General features: G+C 43.6%; 17 protein-coding genes and 1 pseudogene. 9 read left to right on the plus strand and 9 right to left on the minus strand.

Annotated features, from left to right (window positions below):
- Positions 1 to 482 precede the first annotated feature (482 nt).
- The 3 genes from AC1DXF_RS21860 to AC1DXF_RS21870 form a co-directional block, all read right to left on the minus strand.
- Positions 483 to 1193 carry an Abi-alpha family protein gene (locus AC1DXF_RS21860; RefSeq protein ID WP_477450828.1) on the minus strand — a complete coding sequence of 237 codons (711 nt, stop codon included), beginning with the start codon at positions 1191 to 1193 and terminating at the stop codon, positions 483 to 485.
- Positions 1194 to 1766: 573 nt separating this feature from the next.
- Positions 1767 to 2171 carry a type II toxin-antitoxin system VapC family toxin gene (locus AC1DXF_RS21865; protein WP_477450829.1) on the minus strand — a complete coding sequence of 135 codons (405 nt, stop codon included), beginning with the start codon at positions 2169 to 2171 and terminating at the stop codon, positions 1767 to 1769.
- A gap of 1 nt (position 2172) precedes the next feature.
- Complete coding sequence (locus tag AC1DXF_RS21870; RefSeq protein WP_477450830.1) at positions 2173 to 2430, minus strand: hypothetical protein; 258 nt, start codon at positions 2428 to 2430, stop codon at positions 2173 to 2175.
- Between the two features lie 356 nt (positions 2431 to 2786).
- Here AC1DXF_RS21870 and AC1DXF_RS21875 point away from each other — a divergent pair, with 356 nt between their 5' ends.
- On the plus strand, positions 2787 to 3236 hold the full coding sequence (locus AC1DXF_RS21875; RefSeq protein WP_477450831.1) for a MarR family winged helix-turn-helix transcriptional regulator: 450 nt from the start codon (positions 2787 to 2789) through the stop codon (positions 3234 to 3236).
- A gap of 39 nt (positions 3237 to 3275) precedes the next feature.
- Positions 3276 to 4202, plus strand: a complete 927-nt coding sequence (locus AC1DXF_RS21880; RefSeq protein ID WP_477450832.1) for a DUF6268 family outer membrane beta-barrel protein — start codon at positions 3276 to 3278, stop codon at positions 4200 to 4202.
- A gap of 183 nt (positions 4203 to 4385) precedes the next feature.
- Here AC1DXF_RS21880 and AC1DXF_RS21885 read toward each other — a convergent pair whose 3' ends face one another.
- The 6 genes from AC1DXF_RS21885 to AC1DXF_RS21910 all read right to left on the minus strand — a co-directional run bounded on the left by AC1DXF_RS21885 (position 4386) and on the right by AC1DXF_RS21910 (position 9338).
- Entirely contained in the window at positions 4386 to 4661 is a 276-nt protein-coding gene (locus AC1DXF_RS21885; protein ID WP_477450833.1) for a hypothetical protein, read from the minus strand.
- 97 nt (positions 4662 to 4758) lie between these two features.
- Positions 4759 to 5253 (minus strand): hypothetical protein, encoded by a 495-nt coding sequence (locus tag AC1DXF_RS21890; RefSeq protein ID WP_477450834.1) that lies wholly within the window; start codon positions 5251 to 5253, stop codon positions 4759 to 4761.
- 306 nt (positions 5254 to 5559) lie between these two features.
- Positions 5560 to 6117 carry a hypothetical protein gene (locus AC1DXF_RS21895; protein ID WP_477450835.1) on the minus strand — a complete coding sequence of 186 codons (558 nt, stop codon included), beginning with the start codon at positions 6115 to 6117 and terminating at the stop codon, positions 5560 to 5562.
- 610 nt (positions 6118 to 6727) lie between these two features.
- On the minus strand, positions 6728 to 7723 hold the full coding sequence (locus AC1DXF_RS21900) for an MlaD family protein (protein WP_477450836.1): 996 nt from the start codon (positions 7721 to 7723) through the stop codon (positions 6728 to 6730).
- A 21-nt stretch (positions 7724 to 7744) separates the two neighbouring features.
- A complete protein-coding gene (locus AC1DXF_RS21905; protein ID WP_477450837.1) occupies positions 7745 to 8518 on the minus strand; it encodes an ABC transporter ATP-binding protein in 774 nt (257 codons plus the stop codon).
- Positions 8519 to 8528: 10 nt separating this feature from the next.
- Positions 8529 to 9338: an MlaE family ABC transporter permease gene (locus AC1DXF_RS21910; RefSeq protein ID WP_477450838.1), complete on the minus strand. Its 810-nt coding sequence runs from the start codon at positions 9336 to 9338 to the stop codon at positions 8529 to 8531.
- Between the two features lie 596 nt (positions 9339 to 9934).
- Between AC1DXF_RS21910 and AC1DXF_RS21915 the strand changes: the two genes are divergently transcribed.
- From AC1DXF_RS21915 to AC1DXF_RS21945, 7 genes and pseudogenes are all read left to right on the plus strand, one after another.
- Positions 9935 to 10813, plus strand: coding sequence for an AraC family transcriptional regulator (locus AC1DXF_RS21915; protein ID WP_477450839.1), 879 nt, complete (start codon positions 9935 to 9937; stop codon positions 10811 to 10813).
- Between the two features lie 80 nt (positions 10814 to 10893).
- Complete coding sequence (locus AC1DXF_RS21920) at positions 10894 to 11127, plus strand: hypothetical protein (protein WP_477450840.1); 234 nt, start codon at positions 10894 to 10896, stop codon at positions 11125 to 11127.
- A gap of 115 nt (positions 11128 to 11242) precedes the next feature.
- Positions 11243 to 13075, plus strand: a complete 1833-nt coding sequence (locus AC1DXF_RS21925) for a sodium:solute symporter family protein (protein WP_477450841.1) — start codon at positions 11243 to 11245, stop codon at positions 13073 to 13075.
- 13 nt (positions 13076 to 13088) lie between these two features.
- On the plus strand, positions 13089 to 14276 hold the full coding sequence (locus AC1DXF_RS21930) for a glycoside hydrolase family 130 protein (protein WP_477450842.1): 1188 nt from the start codon (positions 13089 to 13091) through the stop codon (positions 14274 to 14276).
- A 224-nt stretch (positions 14277 to 14500) separates the two neighbouring features.
- Positions 14501 to 15766 carry an AGE family epimerase/isomerase gene (locus AC1DXF_RS21935; protein ID WP_477450843.1) on the plus strand — a complete coding sequence of 422 codons (1266 nt, stop codon included), beginning with the start codon at positions 14501 to 14503 and terminating at the stop codon, positions 15764 to 15766.
- Positions 15763 to 17034: a glycoside hydrolase family 27 protein gene (locus AC1DXF_RS21940; RefSeq protein ID WP_477450844.1), complete on the plus strand. Its 1272-nt coding sequence runs from the start codon at positions 15763 to 15765 to the stop codon at positions 17032 to 17034. The genes AC1DXF_RS21935 and AC1DXF_RS21940 overlap by 4 nt, the downstream gene beginning before the upstream one ends.
- Positions 17035 to 17180: 146 nt before the next feature.
- A pseudogene (locus AC1DXF_RS21945) lies at positions 17181 to 17681 on the plus strand (PD-(D/E)XK nuclease family transposase); the annotation flags it as partial.
- Positions 17682 to 17754 lie beyond the last annotated feature (73 nt).

Below are 17754 nucleotides of genomic sequence, written 5' to 3' on the forward strand. Positions count from 1 at the left end.
AAATTGCCTTTTGCCAATTACCTTTGTTGAAGCAAAGAGAGTATTCTAGCTGGGCCTTGGGCAATCATAAAAGGCAGGGACTAATACGGCACTTAGTTCTCAAAAACATAGGAGGTACGAAAGTTCACCCTGCCTTTTATAATAACGTTTTCCACAAAGTTTTTAGTTTTTAACACCCCCCAGACCCCCCATTTCAACAACAACAATATTTACTGATAAATTGTCTTTGTAAGACCAAAGGTAGGTACGCTTCATAAGTTCCGTACCTACGGCACGGAGCATTATTTTTCTATTTTTTCTACAAATGTTATACCCCTACGGGGTTGAATAGCTTAACTTAATAGCATTGGAGAGACCCTGACGGGGTACAGAAATTGTTAATAATTGCGAAGCCTTCAGTTATCATCGCTAAATTAATTTAGATGCGGCTTTGCCTTTGGCGTCCCCGCGGAGTCTCTCACACATTTGTAAACAGGATTTTATTACGCTTGTATGTTGCTATCAGGAATACAAGCTTTGAGAAATAAATTAGCAAATTCGGTTTTCGTGATTCTGATTTGCTTGATATACTCGTTTTTAACTTCGTCTCCCGAAATTAACGTGTTGTTAATTAAATTTAAACTTTCTAAATGTTCGAGGTACATTATAATGTGTTCTGGGAAAGCAAATTCTTGCAAATCAAATTCAATATCAGTTATACGGGGGTTAGAGAGAATGTTTTGATTGCCGTCATAGTCAAGTATACATTGATAGTCAATATTAATGATGTACTTTATTTTATGCAATAGAAATACTTCATCCGGGGAAAGTTGGTCAATTATATGCAAAAAAGCAGGATGTGCTTCGTTAATTCTTTCTTTATCTATTGCCCTCGTCAACAAATTGATATATAAGCTTGTTAAATAATTTTGTTCGTCTAAATATTTTAATCGGTCTATTATTGGCCCGCTTAAAGATGCGGGTGCCTCTATTTGGTTTTCTACTGGAACCGAATTTTTAATATTTTCAAAATATTTACTTAATCTGTCCTGATAGGATGCAAGTAATTGAAAAGGAGCGGTAAAAAGTCTCGCAGCTTTAATAAAATCAGTTAGCATTTTACCAGTCTCTTGGACAGGTTGAGATAGACCGTCATCGTAGATTTTTTTAACCGTTTCAGCACCTAATATGTTTGACATTTTTTCTAAATCCATTTTGAGTTTTTTTGCTCCGTGCCAATAAGGATAAGGTTTTCTTAACCGCAACATTCTCATTTAGGTCTAAAATAAAAATCAACTATTTCACATACAGGAGATACATCCCGCCACTGGTCACGGTACACAATCCCGAATCTGCTGTTCGATTTCCGTCCCCGCGGAGGGTCTCTCGCAGAGGACCGAGCGGTTGCACACAGGTCGTAATCCCGAAGCCGCGTTGATGCGAGATGATCGGTTACCTCAGGGTCCTCTGCCGAGAGACCCTGAGGGGACTGCGTGAGTGAATTTTCCATCCAAAACTGGCACACGCGTGTCCCATGTGCCCCACATGCAAATCACGATTTTGTTGGAAACCCTAACCCGCAATTCCCCATCCCCGTTAGCGATTGAAACGGATACCGGCCCGAGCCTAATGCCATGTGCGCGTATGAGTGTAAAGCGCGGGCCGCAGGCAACGGCAGGAAAAGAATCAAGAGATTAGAGTCAAGAATCAAGATGCACTCGATATTCTAATGAGATGCTTCGTGCCTAAGTATCAACGGGGGAGTCGTACTTTGCCCGTTCTTAGATTTATAGAAAATGTATATTTAGTTTCGTAAGCGGTTGAATTCTTTTAAAATCCTTATAGTTACAGGTGTATAGGTCTGTGCAATGTTTTTCGGCTATGGCGGTGTGCAGGCAGTCATTAAAGTCTTTAAATCCTATCGATAATGCCAATTCCATGGCCCTTTTAAATTCATCAAGACCATATTGAACGGGGGACGATGACATTAATTGGTTTAATTTTGTTGTAATAAACGAAGTTGGCTGATCAAGTTTGGCAAGTACAAATCCAAGTTCCTGGATGCTGAGCCAGGATATGAGAAGAGTTTGAGTTGTAACCATATCTTCTATCATATCATTTACCTTCAAATGTAAATTTGAATTTTGATTGACAAGTGAATGGGTCAATACATCTGTGTCGATATAATTCATCCTACTCGCCCCCAACCGGGTTGTGTGAATTATCAATTAATGTCCTGATATCCACATCCGGAGAAATTACGGGAGCTGCCTTGCGGTTGTCTTTTATCATTTGCAGTAAATTGCTGTTTACAGGGCTGGCCGATTTTTTTTGAGGACTGTCTACAGATTTTACAGTTATCTCGACTTCCTGCCCGGCAAACATTGTTTTCAGGGATTTCAGAAATGCCATGCTGATCTCCTGCGCCTTTAGTCTGTAAGTTGTTTGCATTGTTGCTGATATTACTGTTCAATCAAAAATACAGAATAATTGTGTAAATATAAACCCTGTCGCCTGTCGCCGCCTGTAAATCACGATTTTGTTGGAAGCCCTAACTCATAATTCCCGCATCCTCCCGTTAGCGATTGAAACGGATACCGGCCTGCGCCTAATGCCTTGTGCGCGTATGAGTGTAAAGCGCGGGCCGCAGGCAACGGCAGGAAAAGAGTCAAGATGTAAGAGTCAAGAATTAAGATGCATTCGATATTTTAAATGCTTCGCCCCTCAGTATCAACGGAGGGAGTGATGTAGTGGAAAGTTTTTTCAATATTGGTTGATATATCAACCAATATTTATACATTTGTATCATGAATCGTAAAGTTGAACATCCTGTCCCGCCTTCGCTGGTAGCACAAATAGGCGCCCTTTATCATAGGGTATATAAAGAATGTGACAAAATTTTCAGTGGACACAACTTTCCGCTTCAGATGGACCAGGTACCGGTTTTGATGGTGCTGTATTACTCAGGCGGGGCATCTCAAAAAACGATCAGTACAGACCTGGGGCGCGATAAAGCTTCAGTTAACAGAACGATATCAGTTTTACTCAAAAAAGATTTTGTGGAGGTAATCCCTGATACCGTTGATAAGCGCAAAACCTATGTAAAATTGACGGCAAGCGGCGACAGTGTGGCAAAACAGGCCGACGGTATCCTTGCGAAATTTGACGCGGTGCTATCTGCAGAACTAATAGAAGAGGAAAGAAAAGAATTTGACAAAACAATGCTGAAATTAATTGGTGTAGTTACCCCTTGCTAACGTAACTACCCTTTCATCCAACAAACATATCGACAAAAAATGAAAAGAAGCTTTTTTCTTATGGGCATGCTATTGCCTATACTCAGCTATTGCCAAAGCGCCGATAGCAGCAGTATGCACAAAAAATTAACTACTACAGCACCCCTGCTGGTTGGTGTCACAGTAACCAATAGTATAGCCCCGGTTGATGCCGGCGCAAATACCCTTACCATACAGCAACCTATTGTAGATGTGGGTTTACCTGTGTATAAAGATTTTTCGGCACCTCATCCTATTTTGATAAAAACAGGCGTCCGCTACCAGGGACTTTTTCTTTCGGGCGGGCAAAATATAGGCGGCAACCAATTTCATTCCATCACCATTCCCCTGCTGGTAAATTATTCGCTTTCGCGCAGCACCAGTATCAGTTTTGTGGGTTTGGCAACTGTTGGTTCCGACTTTAAGCAGAGTATCGGTGCCGAGGATATTCTGTACACTGCCGGTATACGGGTAGGCTTTCGCCAGGGCAAGTCTTTCAAATACGGCGTCACGCTTGTTTATACCAGCAACTATTCGGGTAAGTTTCTGTTGCCATTACCTGATATCGACTGGACGATTAGCAACAGGCTAAGCCTTACGGGCATTATACCTGCCAGGGCTTCTTTAAAGTATAAGCTGTCGGCAATGCAATCACTGGGTGTTACAGCGTCGCTCAACGGCAGCATGTACCGCCTGAACGGCGACGCAAAAGATCAATATATACATTTGAGGCAAAATAGTGCAGGACTCATTTACGACCTTAAACTTAGCAGGCGATGGAAATTGAACCTGGTTGCCGGCCATACTTTTTTGCAAAGGCTGGAAACATTTAATATGGATCAAAAAGTACCATTCGACGGATTCGGCAAATTAAACGACCGGGTAGCCAATGTAGCCTATCGTCAGAACTCATTTATATTCCAGGGCGGGCTTAGTTATGAGTTCTGAAAAAACTGATAATATAGGGTTGTTTGATGTAACTTTTTGTTCAGTGTTGTTCGGCAGAGACTTAGAGCAGCGGGGGGAGCAAATTCGTTAAAAGGTATCCCTAAAACTATTCTTTATCGACAATAATTGGCCTGTTGGTGACAACACGCAACATGGGGGAGTAGCGCTAATGAAAGCGGAATACTAAATACAAGCTTTTTTTATGAGTGTTAGAGTTTGAATTGCGATAGTAGCTATCATATCGCTTACGATATAGTTTTTATACCTTGCATTCATGCAGGCATCAAACAGCCACCGGTAATTACTTGAAACGGTTGCGATGTAAACATCTACCAATTCAATTTTTGCTTCGTGCTTACTTAATGAATTGTTGGTATTTACAAAAAAAGCGTGATAATAGGAGTTGAAATTTTTGTACGTTTTTCCATTTACTTCAAGTGGAAATAACTTGTGTTCCACAAGATGTATGCACGAGTAAAAGGCTGTGGTTACAACCCAATCATTATATTTATTACCAGGAAGTGCGTTTATGATTAAACATAACTCTTCGTTATGTTCAGCGTGCTTCAGCCTCATGTACCGGGGTAAATTTTATCTTAAATCCATCGCTCATTAAATCTTCGTCTAAAGCATCCGGGATACCATTCAAAAAAGAAAATTTTAAAGTATAAAAATCTGATTGGATTTCTTTTTCAAATTTTGCCAAAAAAACGTAGTTTTTTAAAAACAACCCGTTAATAAAATCTTCCTCTTTTACTAAAAGGATGGCTTTAAAAGAAAATAACGATCTGAATTTGAGATATGCGCCAAGAGGAATAAAGCCATTTTTTTCAACTTGATTTAGCGCTTCAATTATATTTTTTTGAGCTAATTCAAAATTTTCAGAAAATTGGTGTAAAGATAGCTTATCTTGCTGGGCCAGGCCATCGGCCTTACCTTTAAAATAGGCTTCAATAATGGCATCACAATCATAGTACAATGAAGTGTCGTTAGGTTTAACAACTTCCCATTGGCTTAATGATATACCTGTTACAGCTTCTGCTTTATTCATGTAGGATTTAAAGTACTACGCAAAGGTAATACAATTTGCATACCATATTATACTACAATAGTAATTATTAATCTGTTAACGCTGAATTCCGATGCTTGTATTGACTTTTTGTTTATGCGGATTTAGCTGCGTATCAAGGTAGCTGCAAACTAAAGGCATATGCGTTCGAAGTCGAAGACATTCGAACAACGGAACTCTACGGACAACGGATTCTTTAATTTCTTGTTTTGAAAGCTTTGCCATTTATCTCTTTCAGATAAATAGTTTGCTCTTTTATAGAATACCCAAAAACTGGAAAGTAAATTATTAGTTGGAAATTTTATTAATGTAATTGGATAGGTTATCCATATCAGCACCCATTAAACTCATTTCCCCCAAATTCGTTTTTATGATGTAATTAGACTCAAAACTGAGATGCCATTTGTTTGACTCGGTACTGAATAGTAAGGAAAAATTACCGCCGTTTGTTTCCCACTTGCGGTTGTCAGTTAATGTGAAATTACCAAATTCCTTTTTCGTGAAGTTAAACTTATAAGTGAAATTTCCGTTTATCGTGGTCATAGATTCACCTAATTCATTGACTGATGCTAAGAAGGAATCTTCTTTGCTTCTTAAAGAATACTCCACATCATAAATTGATGATAAGAACTCATACATTTTGGTAGCAGGTTTTGAAATGATGTTATTGATTCTAACATACTCCTTTCCGCTATCACAATAGGTTGTGATAGGATAAATCTTCTTTGTTCCATCAAACAGTTTTGTAATATAAAGTAGTGATGTCTCAAATTCAAATCTGAATTCAAACTGTCCATTATCCGAAGAAAACGGATTTGCCAATAGTTCTTTTGCTGTTAATGTCATAGCTTATTTTTTTGATTACATAAAGATAAGTACTATAACCTTCGCTTTTTGAGGTTTTGAGATTGGCGGGGTAATTGTAGTTTTTCCCAAAATCAAAACCGTTATTTAAACGCATTTAACGTTCGGTTTTGTCAAAAACGTGACCGGAAATAAATCTTTCCACACAACGTCGATTATTAACATCTAAAGGTGAAAAACTTAATAACCTCACTATCGCACATATATCTTGTTACCTAATCAAATCAAACTCACGATTCCCGCGTCTCCCGTTAGCGATTGAAACGGATACCGGCCCGCGCCTAAGGCCATGTGCGCGTATGAGTGTAAAGCGCGGGCCGCAGGCAACGGCAGGAAAAGAATCAAGAGTCAAGAATCAGGAACCAAGACAGGACTGCCTGGCTGTTCGGTGCGTAAGGGTGCAATAATTTCCTTCGCTTTCCGATGGTGAAAAAGTTCATTAATAGATGCTTCCTTCGTCAGCATGACAAGGGATATTAGCCTGCGAACAGCTACGGAATTTTTGGCTGGAACCGGGTAAATCAATTTCTCTGCAAATATCCTCGGATTTGTGCAATTAAAGTCTCCCCTTCCGGGGGAGATTTAGAGGGGGCTACTGCCCCGCCTTTTTCAAACTATCCGCCTTCGCCTTTTTGGCTTTGTCCTTAAAAAAACCTTTCAGGAAAAAGTTGTGTTGGGCGGCTTCCAGGTCGTCGTTTAGTTTGATGGAGCTTTGTTGGAGGTTGTCGAGGGTGGTTTGTACTTTAACGGCGGCTTTGGGGTCGTTTAGGAGTACGCCAAGGGCGTTGTCGGTACGGTTAAGTTTGTCGCTGGCTTTGTTCAGGTTGTTGGTGAGGGTGCTGGCGTTGTTTGCCGCTTGTTGCAGCTGGTTTACGGCCATGCGGATGTGGTTAAAGGTGGCCGTATCGGTCAGCATTTTATCTGCTAAACCGCCTTTGGTGTTTAGCTTATTGCTAAAGGTGTTTAACGACGCGGCCATTACCGCGGCGTTTTGCGTGGCTGTTTGCAGGTTTTTCATGGCGGCGCGCAGCTGCAGGGCCATGGTATTATCGGCCATCAGCGCGCCAATGGTGCCTTTGCCTTGTAAAATCTGGTGGCTAAGGGTTTTAAAGTCGCCGGTTATGGCCAGCAGGTTTTGGTTGTTGTCCTGCAGGGTTTTCAGAATATCATCTGTAGAGAGGAGTTTTTCGGCCTGTAGTACGTCGCCATCCTGTACTTCGGGGGCCTGGGGGCTGCCGCCGTCAATTACAATGATCTTGTTGCCTATTAGTCCATCGCTGCTTATTTTGGCCTGCGCGTTGCGGTGGATGTATTGCTGGGTTGCCTGGTCCACACTCATGGACACCCGCACCTGCGATGGTCCTTCAAAGCGCACGGAGCTGATGGTGCCCACCTTTACGCCCGAAAACCAAACGTTGTTGCCCTTTTTAAGCCCGGCCACATCGCTGAAGACCGAACTGAGCCTGATGTTTTTTACAAAGGCCTTTTGCTGGCCGCCAAGGGTAAAAATGCCAACGATAAACAATATGAGGCCGAGGCCTAGGAACAGGCCTACGGTGATTGCTTTTTTATTTTCTGATGCGTCCATAATAATGGTGTAATGTATCTTTTATTGGATAAAGTTATAGTCGTAAAACGGTTTAACCCGGCTGTCGTTGGTATCAAATACCTCGTCGAAACTGCCGGTGCGCTGAAACCGGCCGTCTAAAAGCATAGCAATGCGGTCGCCGGTTTGTTTGGCGCAGGTTAAATCATGTGTAATAATAATGGATGAAGTGTTGAAACGTTGCTGTACCTCGTTAATCAGGTCGTTAATCTCGATGCAGGTAATAGGGTCCAGGCCGGCGGTTGGCTCATCGTACAGCATAATTTCGGGGTTCAGGATAAGGGTACGGGCAATGCCGATGCGCTTACGCTGCCCGCCCGAAAGCTCGGACGGCATCTGGTTAATGGTTTGCGACAGGCCAACAGCATCCAGCACGGTTTCAACCGCGGTATCAATTTCATGGCGGCTAATGCCCCTGCGGTTGCGCACCAGCGGAAATTCGAGGTTTTTGCGCACCGTCATGCTATCATACAAAGCACTATTCTGGAACGAGAAACCAATGCGGATACGCAGTTCCTGTAGTTCCTTTTCGCTTATCTGGGCATAGTTATGGCCCAATACCGTGATATCGCCTTTATCGGGCGTTAATAGGCCGGATATGATTTTTATTAATACAGATTTGCCGGTACCCGAGCGGCCCAGTACCACCAGGTTTTCGCCCTGGTACAGGTCAAGGTCGATACCGCGGAGTACGTGGTAGTCTTCAAAGGCTTTTTCGAGCCCCCGGATGGTGATAACAGGGTTGTTATGGTCGGCGTTTACAATTTTCTTTTCCATGTTAAATCGATTAACGGAACCAGCTGGTTATCTGTACAATAATTACTTCTTCAATAAACACCAAAAACATGGCGGTAACTACCGCGCCGTTGGCGGCTTTGCCCACGCCCTCGGTACCTTTGCTGCTGTTGTAGCCCTGGTAGCAGCCCACAATGCCTATGGTAAACCCAAATACGACGGATTTGACAAGCGAGGCTACAAAATCGGTATACGTTAAGGGATCAAAAAACTCCTGTATAAAGGTGGTCCAGGTGGTGCCCTCGTTTTGGGCCACATTTAAATAACCGCCAAACATGGCTATAAAGCCGGTATAGGTAGATAGGATGGGGATGGTAAGCGTAGTGGCCAGTACCCGGGTGCACACCAGGTATTTAAAAGGTTTGGTGCCCGATACTTCCATGGCATCAATTTGCTCGGTTACCCGCATAGAGCCCAGTTCGGCCCCAATGCCCGAGCCTACCTTGCCCGATGCGATAAGCGCCGTAACCAATGGCGCCAGCGCCCGCATAATAGCTATAGATACCAGCGAAGGCAGCCATGATGTGGCCCCAAACTGTGATAGCGACGGGCGCGACTGCTTGGTAAATATAAGCCCCACAATAAAGCCGGTTACGGTAATAAGGGTGAAGGAGCGCACGCCAACCTCATAACACTGGCGCATAACCTCTTTAAGCTCGAACGGCGGCATAAAGGCCTCCCTGAAGAAGCGCAGGATAAACTGGTTTATGCGGTACAGGCTTATCAGGAAGTCGGTAATGCTTTGCTTAAACTTGTTTACCCTTTTGCGTATGGTAGGTTTGGTGCTTTGTGCGGTATCCATTATATAGTTATGAGTTCTAAGTCTTAAGTTATGAGTTTAAAGTCTTAGGTTCTGAGTACTAAGTCTTAAGTTCCGAGTCTTAAATTAAAAGTCTGCAAATGTCAGCTTCCGACTTTTCGGTTTTGGGCTTTCGACTTCGGACTTGAAACAGGTCAATTATAATGCCATCAATTACTATGACTATCCTTAATTTAATTTTAGCCTGAACGGGGTATATTTTATGAACTGACTCAAAAGGTTAAAAGTTAAAATTTGCCTGGTGCAAACCTAAAAGTTAAAATTTATATGAATGCAACAGGCGGTTAAAAAAAGCGTTATTTTTTTGTAATTTTTTTGGATATTTTTGTGGTTTTTGTTGAAACTAATTAGGTATTTGTGTGAATTAATTGAACATTTGTTAGAGGGTTTTGATGTATACCGGGCCATTTAATTCAGTTTTTGGACTGTTTTTTAACCGGTAACAATTTTTTGTTGTTGCGTCGGCTGGCGCAAATCCCAGGTAAATAAGGACTGAAAACTTATAAAGAGGTAAATTATTTGATATCCTGATGTTAAATATGTATCATTGGTTGCCTTTTTAAATCGGTTCAAGAATCATGATCACCAATAATGTAATGCGCGAGATTACGCCGCTAACCCCCAGCGACTGTTTTACCATTTTTTCGAGGGTTAAAAAGAAGTTTGATTTTCCGCTGCATTACCATGACGAGTATGAGTTGAATCTGATTATCAACGCCAAAGGCGCCAAGCGCGTTGTGGGGGGCCATATTGAGATGATAGAGGAGCTGGAGCTGGCGCTGATAGGCCCCAACCTGTACCATGCCTGGTTTACCCACCAATGCCAAAGCGAGGAGATTACCGAGGTAACTATCCAGTTTCATAAGGATTTGTTTGACGAAAAACTATTGAAACGCAACCAGTTAAGTTTTGTGAAAAGTATGCTGGAGCGGTCGCAGCGGGGTATCGTATTTTCGCCAGAGACTATCACGGCTTTACGCGACCGCATCCAGGGGTTGGATAAAAAGAGTGGCTTTGATTCGGTGCTGGAGCTGATGTCGATACTGCATGATCTGTCTATCTCGCGCAATATGAAGATGTTATCGGATCCCAGCTTCGCCAACGATAAATTTTATTACAACAGCCGCCGGATTGAAAAGGTGTTTGAGCACATGAATGTAAACTACAACAAGCAGGTAACCCTTGCCGAAGTAGCCAAAATAGCCAATATGCCCGAGGCCTCGTTCAGCAGGTTTATCAAAAAACGCACCGGTAAAACCTTCATTGACAGCCTGAACGAGATTCGCCTGGGCCATGCCTCCCGCATGCTGATAGACTCGACTGCCACCATAGCCGAGATAGCTTATAAATGCGGTTTTAACAATATCTCCAACTTTAACCGCATTTTTAAACGCAAAAAGCTGTGCATCCCAAAGGAGTTCAGGGAAACGTATACGGGGAACAGGGTGTTTATTTAATTTGAAAATTTGAGAATTTGAAGATTTGAAAATGGGGCATTTCCGGGGCTGGCGTACTATTGAAGAACAATGTTTTCGATATGAAAATTGTGACTCTTTTGGTGGTTATTATCGTTTCTGTAGAGGTGCGCATTAGATACTTGTCAACCGTTAAGAGTACCTCCGAACACCCCGCCGAGCACCTTAAGGTTACCGAAGCAACGTCCAACGAACCCCGAAAAGCATCCGAAAATGATTGGTTATTATATGCCGAAAAAAGCGATGATTTTGCAAGTTTTGTTGATAGGATATCGATAAATAAAATAATAGGTTAAAAAAGTATTATAAAAATAGCTTTTATAAACCCACTTTTGAATACGCCAATTAATAATTTGACGAGATTTTGAAAATCTTCAAATTTTCAAATCCTCAAATTTTCAAATTAAGAGAATGAAGCTCCACTTAGTAGATATCGCCATCATCGTTCTGTACCTGCTGAGCACCATTTTTATTGGTTTGTGGTATCGTAAAAAAGCCCGCGAAAACAAGGAAAGCTACATGCTTGGCGGCAAATCGCTGCCCTGGTATAAATTGGGTTTAAGCGATGCATCCGACATGTTTGATATCAGCGGTACCATGTGGATGGTGAGCCTGTGCTTTGTATACGGCATGAAAAGTATCTGGATCCCCTGGTTGTGGCCGGTATTTAACCAGGTGTTTTTGATGATGTACCTGTCGCGCTGGCTGCGCCGCTCCAACGCCGCCACCGGGGCCGAGTGGCTGGCTACCCGTTTTGGTAAAACCGGGCCGGGCGTACATGCTTCGCATTTGGTGGTTATAGCATTCGCGTTGTTAAGTTGCCTGGGTTTTTTGGCTTATGGGTTTATCGGGCTGGGCAAGTTTATCGAGATATTTATCCCCTGGGATTTGGTAAAAGGATATGTGCCGTTTAACGTTGCACCGCAATATGTGCCGCATTTGTATGGTATCGTATTCACGTTGTTTGCCATGTTTTATTCCATTTTGGGAGGCATGCACAGCATCGTTTTGGGCGATATGGTCAAGTACAGTGTGATGACGGTTGCCTGTATCTGGATTGGTTTTATCGCTGCCCATAAATTAGCCGGCCACAGCCTGAATGTACCGGATGGGTGGTTTAGCCCGTTTTTTGGCAAACACCTGGATTTGAATTGGTCGGGCATCGTTAACGAGGTAAATAAAAAGATAAACGACGACGGTTATTCGCTGTTCGCGTTGTTTTTTATGATGATGACCTTCAAGGGTTTTTTCGCCGCGCTGGCCGGGCCTGCACCTAATTATGATATGCAGAAGATACTGTCAACCCGCTCGCCCGAGGATGCCAGTAAAATGAGCGGTTTTGTAAGCATTATTTTGTTGCCCATCCGTTATTCGCTCATTGTAAGTTTAACCATCCTGGGTTTGCTGTATTACCGCGAAATGAACCTGGAGGATGCCACAGGGGGTATTGATTTTGAAAGGATTTTGCCCGCGGTTATCAATAATTTTTTACCCGTTGGCCTGGTAGGCCTGCTGTTGGCGGGCTTGTTAGGTGCCTTCATGAGTACATTCAGCGGTACTATGAACGCGGCACAGGCATATATTGTTAACGATATCTATCTTAAATATTTTAATCCTAAAGCATCCACCAAAAATATAATAACCATGAATTACCTGGTGGGTGTAACTGTGGTGGCAGTAGGGGTTATCCTCGGCTTTTTTGTGCGCGATGTAAACAGTGTGCTGCAATGGATAGTATCGGCCCTGTATGGCGGCTATGTGGCGTCCAACGTATTAAAATGGCATTGGTGGCGCTTCAATGCCAGCGGTTTTTTCTTCGGCATGCTGTCGGGCATTGTTTCGGCCATGGTGTTTTCGCTACTTATCCCGCCTGGCGGGTTATTGTACTGGTTCCCGTTGTTGTTTTTAATATCGCTGGCGGGCTCGGTTATCGGCTCTTACGCAACCGCGCCGACAGATATGGGCGTATTAACAGCCTTTTACAGCAATGTAAGGCCATGGGGGGCCTGGGGCCCGGTAAAAAAACTGGTAATGGCCGGTGATGATAGTTTTGTGCCCAACAAAAACTTTAAGCTCAATATGTTTAACGTGGTGATAGGTACCATAGGGCAATTATGCCTCACCATACTGCCTATGTACCTTATCCTCAACCAAAAGCTATCATTGGCGGTTACAGCGGGGTTGCTGGCCGTTATCATGCTGATACTGAAAAAAACCTGGTGGAATAAACTAAAAGATTATTGACAACATAATAGCTATGACCCCTGAATTTAAACAAAGGCTGGCCCTGCTGCAACAGGAGCAGCAACAACTCATAAACAAGCCAAACCAGGTAGCAGGTGCGGGCAACGGCGTTTTTAACCGGTATAAAAATCCGGTGTTAACCGCGGCGCACACTCCCATCAACTGGCGGTATGATCTTAACCCGGGGACTAATCCGTACCTGATGGAGCGCTTTGGCATCAACGCTGCATTCAATGCAGGCGCTATCAAATTCAACGGCAAATATGTGTTGGTGGTTAGGGTAGAAGGGGTAGACCGTAAGTCGTTTTTCGCCGTAGCCGAAAGTCCCGACGGCATCAGCAATTTTACTTTTTGGGATTATCCCATCAACCTGCCACAAACCGGCGAACCGGATACCAACGTTTACGATATGCGCCTAACCCTGCACCAGGACGGCTACATTTACGGCTTATTTTGCACCGAGCGTCGCGACCCCGAAGCGCCGGCCCATGATCAATCTATGGCCATCGCGGCCTGTGGCATCGCCCGTACTAAGGACCTGGTAAGCTGGGAGCGCCTGCCCGATTTGAAGACTAAATCGCCGCAACAGCGCAACGTGGTTTTGCACCCGGAGTTTGTGGATGACAAATATGCCCTGTATACCCGTCCTCAGGATGGTTTTATCAGCGCGGGTACCGGCGGCGGCATCGGCTTTGGCCTCACAGGCAGCATGGAAAACGCGGTAATCGACCAGGAAACCATCATCCACAATAAAAATTACCATACCGTTTACGAAGCCAAAAACGGCCAGGGCCCAACACCTATTAAAACCGCTAAAGGCTGGCTGCACCTGGCACATGGGGTACGCAATACTGCCGCCGGCCTGCGTTATGTACTGTACATGTTCATGACCGATTTGCATGACCTGACCAAAGTAGTGCACAAACCCGGAGGTTATTTTTTAGCGCCCGAAGGCGAGGAACGTATCGGCGATGTATCAAACGTGGTTTTTTGCAACGGCTGGATTGCCGATGAAGATGGTCCGGTGTATATTTACTATGCATCGTCGGATACCCGGATGCATGTGGCTACCACCACAGTTGATAAGCTGATTGACTACGTGGTGAATACTCCTGCAGATGGCTTTAAGTCGTCAACTTCGGTAGATGCGATTTATGGGATTATTGATAGGAATAAGGAGATCGCCCAATACAACGCATAACATTTGTAGTATTAGTTTAAGATAAAAAAGGCTAAGATACTCCGTAGGAGTTACCTGTTTGTAGCATATAAATAACAAAAAGTATTTTGCGTCGTAGGTGCCACCCCTGAATTTGCATAGCCGACAATTATATCGGCGATGGGTAGCCTTTACGAGGCAAATGATAATTTGGTTGGTATTTCTACAAACAGGTAGCTCCTGTCGGAGCAAGTCGCTGCTAAATAATGACGGATAGTACACCATCGCAACCAAGGCATCCATCGCATCTCCGCTCAAAAGAGGAGCTTGAAAAGATATTGCCTACTCTCCAGGCCGAGCTCGTCGCCCAACTACACAACATCATTGCCTACTGGCAAAAACACACGCCCGACGAAGCTTACGGCGGTTTTTTAGGCCAAATAGATAACGACAATAACGCTAATCCCGATGCACCTAAAGGTTCCGTATTAAACGCAAGGATACTGTGGAGCTTTTCGGCGGCTTATAACCTGCAACCCGAGAATGCAGCGTTGCAAATGGCGCACCGGGCTTATGAATACATCTGCCGGAATTTTATCGATCCGGAATTTGGCGGAGTATACTGGTCTGTTGACTATCGGGGCGAAAAACTGGATACAAAAAAACAGGTTTATGCCAGCGCCTTTACCATTTACGCGCTGAGTGAATACTATAGGGCGTCGGGCTTAAAGGAAGCCAGGGATCGGGCTATCAGCCTATATCATTTACTGGTTAAAAAAAGCTATGATGCTGATAAAACGGGCTACACGGAGGCCTTTGCCCGCGACTGGCAGCCCCTTGGCGACCAACGACTGAGCGCCAAAGATGCCAACGAAAAAAAGACCATGAACACCCATTTGCATGTATTGGAAGCTTACACCAACCTATACCGAATTTGGCCGGATAAGAAGCTGAGGATTCAGATTCAAACCTTGATAGGCAATTTTTTCGATCATTTTATCGACCCGGAAACCAATCACCTGGTATTGTTTTTTGATGAAGACTGGAACCGAAAATCGGATACCATATCGTACGGGCATGATATTGAGGCCACCTGGCTTTTGCTGGAAGCCGCCGAGGTAATAAATGATATTGAATGGGAAGAGGATATTGAAGAAATGTGCATACAGGTAGCCGATGCTACCATTGAGGGCTTGGATACGGATGGAGGGTTATGGTATGAATTTGAACCAACCGAAGATCACCTTGTTAAAGAAAAACATTGGTGGGTACAAGCCGAAGCGATGGTAGGTTTTTTTAACGCGTGGCAAATAAGCCGCGATCAAAAATATCTTGACATCGCCATAAAAACCTGGGCTTTTGTGAAGGATAAGATCCTCGATCATGAAAATGGGGAGTGGTTTTGGGGGATAAAAGCCGATGGCAGTATAATGCGCGGCGAAGATAAAGTTGGCCTGTGGAAATGCCCCTATCACAATAGCCGGGCTTGTATAGAGCTTATTAAACGAATTAACCATAGTACCATCATATGAAAATATATAAACAATTAACGGCCGTTGTACTGCTAAGTATTGGAGCTTACGGAAACTCGATAGCGCAAACCACAGATGCTGCGGCACCTGTCGCGATAGCAAAAGACGCCTCGGCAAATAAGGCTGGTAATTTGGCACCAACACCGCCTATGGGCTGGAATACCTGGAACACTTTCCAGACCAATATTGACGAACCCTTGCTGAAAGGCATGGTTGATGCCTATGTATCAACGGGCATGCGCGATGCAGGTTATAAGTATTTTGTGCTGGATGATGGCTGGATGACCATGGAACGCGACAAAAATGGCGACCTGGTGGCCGACCCTAAAAAGTTTCCGAACGGGATGAAAGCCTTTGCCGACTATGTACACTCTAAGGGGCTTAAGTTTGGTATTTACAACTGTGCAGGTAGCAAAACCTGCGCGGGTTACCCCGGCAGCCGCGGGCATGAATACCAGGATGCCCGTTTATATGCATCCTACGGTGTCGATTTTTTAAAGTACGATTGGTGTAATACCGATAGCCTGAATGCCCGCGAAGCTTACATCACCATGAGCCAGGCGCTAAAAGCATCGGGCCGGGAAATTACCTTCAGCCTTTGCGAATGGGGCAACCACCAGCCATGGCTTTGGGCAGGCGGCGTGGGCGAGCTTTACCGAACCACAGGCGATATCACCGCCAGTTTTGATACAGATAAACACCACGGCAACTGGACGGCACTAAGTGTAATGTCTATTTTAGATAAACAGCCCGCAATTGCCAAATATAACGGCCCCAACCATTGGAATGATCCCGACATGCTGGAAGTAGGCAATGGTATGAGCTTTAACGAGGATAAAGCACATTTCTCGCTTTGGTGTATGCTGGCCGCTCCATTAGCCGCCGGTAACGATTTACGTAAAATGTCGCCCCAAACACAGTCAATCCTGACTAATAAAGCAGCCATAGCTATTGACCAGGATGTATTGGGCATTGCCGCATCGCGCATTTACCAGGCCGATAGTTTAGAGGTTTGGGCAAAGCCACTGACTAATAATGAGGTTGCCATTTGCTTTTTAAACAGATCGACGTCTGTAAAACAGGTAACCTATAACTGGAACGATCACGCTATAAAGAACGAAGCCAATAACATCGATATAGATTTTGCAAAAGCATCGTACAAGCTGCACGATATCTGGGCGAATAAGGATATGGGAACTACTAAAAAAGAATTTAAGCAAACTTTAGCAGGGCATAGTGTGATTGTGGTGAGGCTGGCGAAGTTGTAGATGTGCAGTTTCAGATGTGCAGATTAACTTCGTTGAGGGCTTCGCCGTTTTAGATGATTGTGGGAACCAGGATTGCTATATTGTACACTGGCATTGGCTAATTTTGCTGTAACGGCGAATTAAGAAATTACAGGATTATAGCTTGCTTACACCTGGTGGCCTTGCTGGAAGATTTTACACTGGCAGCAAGGCCTGCACATGAATACCTGCATGATATTTGCCTGTGTAACAGGCATACGGGTGAAATATTTTACGATAAATTAGGCTACACTTATATTGAATTGATTAATCTTGTAAAGACGGAGGCCGAACTGGAAACCGACCTTGACAAATGGCTGTATGTTTTAAAACACCTTAGCCAAATGAATAAGATCCCGGCTTACCTGCGGAAACCCATATTTGAAAAATTATTCAGTATTGCAGAATATACTAATCTGACAAAGGAGGAAAAAGAGATGTACGATAGCAGCTTAAAATACAAGTGGGATAATAAAAATGTGTTGGATTATGCCGTGAACGAAGGTATAGAAAAAGGTAAACTTGAACAAGCTAAAGCAATTGCACGGGAACTTAAAAAAGAAGGCTTAGCAATCGAATTTATTGCAAAAACCACTAAACTTTCTATCGAAGAAATAGAAAAGCTTTAACACATTTATTTAATGGCTGCTTAAATACAAATAAGGGGCGTAGGGGAATTAAGCACCAATCATGCATTAAAAT

Source organism: Mucilaginibacter sp. P2_A5, from assembly GCF_056404995.1.

Bases quoted from the DNA above. Each gene is read 5' to 3' on its own strand.
- AC1DXF_RS21920 (WP_477450840.1), top strand. From the start codon at position 10,894: ATGAAAATTGTGACTCTTTTGGTGGTTATTATCGTTTCTGTAGAGGTG.
- AC1DXF_RS21900 (WP_477450836.1), bottom strand. From the start codon at position 7,723: ATGGACGCATCAGAAAATAAAAAAGCAATCACCGTAGGCCTGTTCCTA.
- AC1DXF_RS21930 (WP_477450842.1), top strand. From the start codon at position 13,089: ATGACCCCTGAATTTAAACAAAGGCTGGCCCTGCTGCAACAGGAGCAG.
- AC1DXF_RS21865 (WP_477450829.1), bottom strand. From the start codon at position 2,171: ATGAATTATATCGACACAGATGTATTGACCCATTCACTTGTCAATCAA.
- AC1DXF_RS21940 (WP_477450844.1), top strand. From the start codon at position 15,763: ATGAAAATATATAAACAATTAACGGCCGTTGTACTGCTAAGTATTGGA.
- AC1DXF_RS21890 (WP_477450834.1), bottom strand. From the start codon at position 5,253: ATGAATAAAGCAGAAGCTGTAACAGGTATATCATTAAGCCAATGGGAA.
- AC1DXF_RS21910 (WP_477450838.1), bottom strand. From the start codon at position 9,338: ATGGATACCGCACAAAGCACCAAACCTACCATACGCAAAAGGGTAAAC.
- AC1DXF_RS21925 (WP_477450841.1), top strand. From the start codon at position 11,243: ATGAAGCTCCACTTAGTAGATATCGCCATCATCGTTCTGTACCTGCTG.
- AC1DXF_RS21860 (WP_477450828.1), bottom strand. From the start codon at position 1,193: ATGGATTTAGAAAAAATGTCAAACATATTAGGTGCTGAAACGGTTAAA.
- AC1DXF_RS21915 (WP_477450839.1), top strand. From the start codon at position 9,935: ATGATCACCAATAATGTAATGCGCGAGATTACGCCGCTAACCCCCAGC.
- AC1DXF_RS21905 (WP_477450837.1), bottom strand. From the start codon at position 8,518: ATGGAAAAGAAAATTGTAAACGCCGACCATAACAACCCTGTTATCACC.
- AC1DXF_RS21875 (WP_477450831.1), top strand. From the start codon at position 2,787: ATGAATCGTAAAGTTGAACATCCTGTCCCGCCTTCGCTGGTAGCACAA.
- AC1DXF_RS21880 (WP_477450832.1), top strand. From the start codon at position 3,276: ATGAAAAGAAGCTTTTTTCTTATGGGCATGCTATTGCCTATACTCAGC.
- AC1DXF_RS21870 (WP_477450830.1), bottom strand. From the start codon at position 2,430: ATGCAAACAACTTACAGACTAAAGGCGCAGGAGATCAGCATGGCATTT.
- AC1DXF_RS21935 (WP_477450843.1), top strand. From the start codon at position 14,501: ATGACGGATAGTACACCATCGCAACCAAGGCATCCATCGCATCTCCGC.
- AC1DXF_RS21895 (WP_477450835.1), bottom strand. From the start codon at position 6,117: ATGACATTAACAGCAAAAGAACTATTGGCAAATCCGTTTTCTTCGGAT.